We start from the raw sequence: 3,143 nt of genomic DNA on the forward strand, positions 1-3,143 counted from the left end.
GAACCGAATACTTCGGAGCAGACGCGGGTCAGAGCAGCGGTCAGAGTGGTTTTACCGTGGTCAACGTGACCGATAGTGCCAACGTTGACGTGCGGCTTGTTACGCTCAAACTTTTCTTTAGCCATTTTGACTGCCTCCCAGAGAAGAATTGACTCAGCATCACCGCCATAAAACAAAGGCAGATACTTGCATATCTGCCTTTATTAGATGGAGCTCATGAGCGGACTTGAACCGCTGACCTCACCCTTACCAAGGGTGTGCTCTACCAACTGAGCTACATGAGCAAATACATTGCGAAAACAACAATGCTGGAGCGGGTAGCGGGAATCGAACCCGCATCATCAGCTTGGAAGGCTGAGGTTCTACCACTGAACTATACCCGCGGAGCCTGCAGCTCTCGCTAAATCTGGTGGAGGGAGAAGGATTCGAACCTTCGAAGTCGATGACGTCAGATTTACAGTCTGATCCCTTTGGCCACTCGGGAATCCCTCCAAACGGGGCGGCATTCTCATTCTATGCCGACCTACTGTCAAGCAATTTCTCATTAAAAAACTTGAGGTTAGCTACATTGACAGCAACTTCGCAGAACACTTGTAAGCGCCACCCTGCGAAGCGGGCGCCATTCTATGCATTCTACTGAGGGCTTGCAACCCCCTCACACGGCATTAATTGCTGCTCTAAGCCCTTGAAGTCAAAAGCCAAACGCTGCAGCAAGGAATCATCCGCCAGACGCCGACTTTGCGGAGAGATACGCACCCAGAAACTGCGGTGCGCACGCGTCAGCTCACGCAGGGACGGCTCGTACCCGGCATCACGCAAACGCTGCATGACACTCTGCGCCGAATCGCTGCGCGGAAAGATGCCCAGGGAAATACCGTTGGCCAAATCGCCCTGGGTAATGATGTAACTATCGATCTTGCGTGCCTGTAGCTCGCGCAACTGGCGCAGAGACGCCTGCCGTGAAGCCAGCGGCGGTAGATACACCCAGTAATCTACGCCCGCCGCCGCATCCATACTTTGCACGCGCGACTGAATATCCAGACTCAACAACCGTTGTTCGACCGCAGACGCATCCGCCATCACCTCAAAACTACCGAGAAACAAGCACACCGCCTCAGCAGGCTGCGCTACAGCAACCTCTCGTCGCGGCGGCGCGCTCGACTCACTGAGCAGGCGAATATCGCGCTTACTGTCTTGCGCCATATTCAGCGGTGCAATCTCAGTAACCCGCAGAGGGGCCTGCTGCTGATGCCACACGTAATAGAACAGATTCAGTACAACCAACCACAAGAACATCCAGCGCATGCATGACCTCAATCTATGGGGCAAGCGATCGCCAAGCCGATAAACACCAGATCCGGCACAACCCGCGCACCCGGAATAACATCCATCACCAGCGGGGCATCCCCGCCAGTGAGGAAAACATCAAAGTCACTGCCCAGCAGCTCTTCCGCCATCGCCACCTGACCGCTGACAAAACCGCGCAGCATCAACAAGCATCCACGCTCAACAGCTTCAGCAGTCGCCCGCCCCGGCACCAAGCCTTCAAGCGCCTTGGCCGCCTCATCGCTGTCATAGCGCGTTCTGCGGGTGTGGGTTCGCAACTGCGTACGCATCAGCGGCATACCCGGGCAAATAAAGCCGCCCTGGTGCCCACCATCTGCACCCACAAAATCCGAAGTAACCGCAGTGCCCAGATCAATAACCAGCGCGGCCTTACCCGATAACTGATAAGCCCCTACCACTGCAAGCCAGCGATCAAGCCCAAGGCGCTCGTACTGCTCATAACCATTGCGAACACCCGACAAGGAAACAGCAGAGCGAGCCGCACGACACTCGACAGCAAAAGCCTGCTCAAGCAGCGAGATCAACTGCGCTGTCTCTTCGTCGCTGCGCACACTCACCAGACGACAGGCGCGCAGCTGCACAGCCTGCTCGCGGACAACCTCTATAAGCGCCTGATCCGAGTCAACGACACCGCCTACCGTAGCCTTGCCACCACCCAGCAAGCGCCACTTAATAAAGGTATTACCGCAGTCGAGCTCAAGAATCATCACGCAACCTCAGGCTAAGCTCACCGCCGCTAAAGCTTCGCTCGGCCCCATCAACACGAAGACGAATGGCCCCAGAACGATCCACCCCTAAGACCTCACCTTCTATAGGCTCACCGCCGGCCGTTAGCGCAACCGATCGCCCCTGCCAAAGGTGACAAGCCTGCCACTCATCCTGCAAAGCTGCGAAACCATCACGCAACTGAATATCCAGATAGCGCAACAGCTGCCGATTCAACTCACTGACCAGCTCATTGCGATTTAACAGACACCCCAACTCAGCACGCAGCGAAGTCCAGGGCTGACCAATAGCCCCCTGATCAGCCGCGAGCATATTCACGTTCAAGCCAATCCCGATGACCACATGACACACATCCGCCGGATCGCCAGACAGCTCTAATAGGATGCCCGCAAGCTTGCGCTCACCCACCAGCACATCATTGGGCCACTTCAATCCGACCTCAACCACGCCAAAGCCGCGAATAACCTGCAGCAGCGCCAAACCGACAGCGAGGCTCATGCCTTCAAGCTGGCGCATGCCACCTTCAACACGAACAACCAAGCTGTAATACAGATTCTCGCCGAAGGGACTTACCCAACTACGCCCCCGCCGTCCTCGCCCACTGGTTTGCCGCTCAGCGATCACATAGAACGGCAGAGTCTGTGCCGCAGGCAACAGCCGCAATGCCTCCGCATTGGTCGAGTCCACGCTTGGCATAACGCACGCATGCCAGTGCGGCGCATCGACTTGTGCATTCAGCCAGTCAGCATCCAGCAACTGCAGTGGCGTCGCCAGCTGATAGCCGCGCCCGCGCACCTTGTGCAAGGGTAACGACAATTCAGCCTGCAAAGCCTGCAGCTGCTTCCACACAGCAGAGCGACTCACACCCAAAGCCGCGCCAAGCGCCTCACCGGAGTGAAAACGCCCGTCTTGAAGAAGCCTTAACAATGCAAGCATGTGAGTCCCGCCAAGCAATAAGGCACGCATGATAACGATGCCCTGTTTAGTTGCCTATCAAAGGCTGAGCTGGGCATGGTTTGTTTTCGCGCCACAAAGTAAAACCCCCGACCGTTTTCACGATCGGGGGTTTT

At 56.3% G+C, this 3,143-nt stretch carries 4 protein-coding genes and 3 tRNA genes; all 7 read right to left on the reverse strand.

The features are described 5' to 3' along the window. The coding region (locus BLO50_RS21565) for a GTP-binding protein (RefSeq protein ID WP_007925961.1) at positions 1 to 125 on the reverse strand (125 nt) is incomplete at its 3' end. Positions 126 to 208: 83 nt separating this feature from the next. Continuing rightward, positions 209 to 284: transfer RNA gene (locus BLO50_RS21570), tRNA-Thr, on the reverse strand. 25 nt (positions 285 to 309) lie between these two features. Further along, positions 310 to 383: transfer RNA gene (locus BLO50_RS21575), tRNA-Gly, on the reverse strand. A gap of 24 nt (positions 384 to 407) precedes the next feature. Beyond that, positions 408 to 492, reverse strand: a tRNA-Tyr gene (locus tag BLO50_RS21580). A 141-nt stretch (positions 493 to 633) separates the two neighbouring features. Continuing rightward, complete coding sequence (locus tag BLO50_RS21585) at positions 634 to 1,305, reverse strand: SPOR domain-containing protein (RefSeq protein ID WP_090256316.1); 672 nt, start codon at positions 1,303 to 1,305, stop codon at positions 634 to 636. An 8-nt stretch (positions 1,306 to 1,313) separates the two neighbouring features. Further along, positions 1,314 to 2,054, reverse strand: a complete 741-nt coding sequence (locus BLO50_RS21590; protein WP_090256317.1) for a pantothenate kinase — start codon at positions 2,052 to 2,054, stop codon at positions 1,314 to 1,316. Continuing rightward, positions 2,044 to 3,009 carry a bifunctional biotin--[acetyl-CoA-carboxylase] ligase/biotin operon repressor BirA gene (birA, locus tag BLO50_RS21595; RefSeq protein ID WP_090256318.1) on the reverse strand — a complete coding sequence of 322 codons (966 nt, stop codon included), beginning with the start codon at positions 3,007 to 3,009 and terminating at the stop codon, positions 2,044 to 2,046. Before birA ends, BLO50_RS21590 begins: the two co-directional genes overlap by 11 nt. Between the last annotated feature and the right edge of the window lie 134 nt (positions 3,010 to 3,143).

Origin of the sequence: Pseudomonas peli (genome assembly GCF_900099645.1) — a bacterium.
GTDB lineage: Bacteria > Pseudomonadota > Gammaproteobacteria > Pseudomonadales > Pseudomonadaceae > Aquipseudomonas > Aquipseudomonas peli.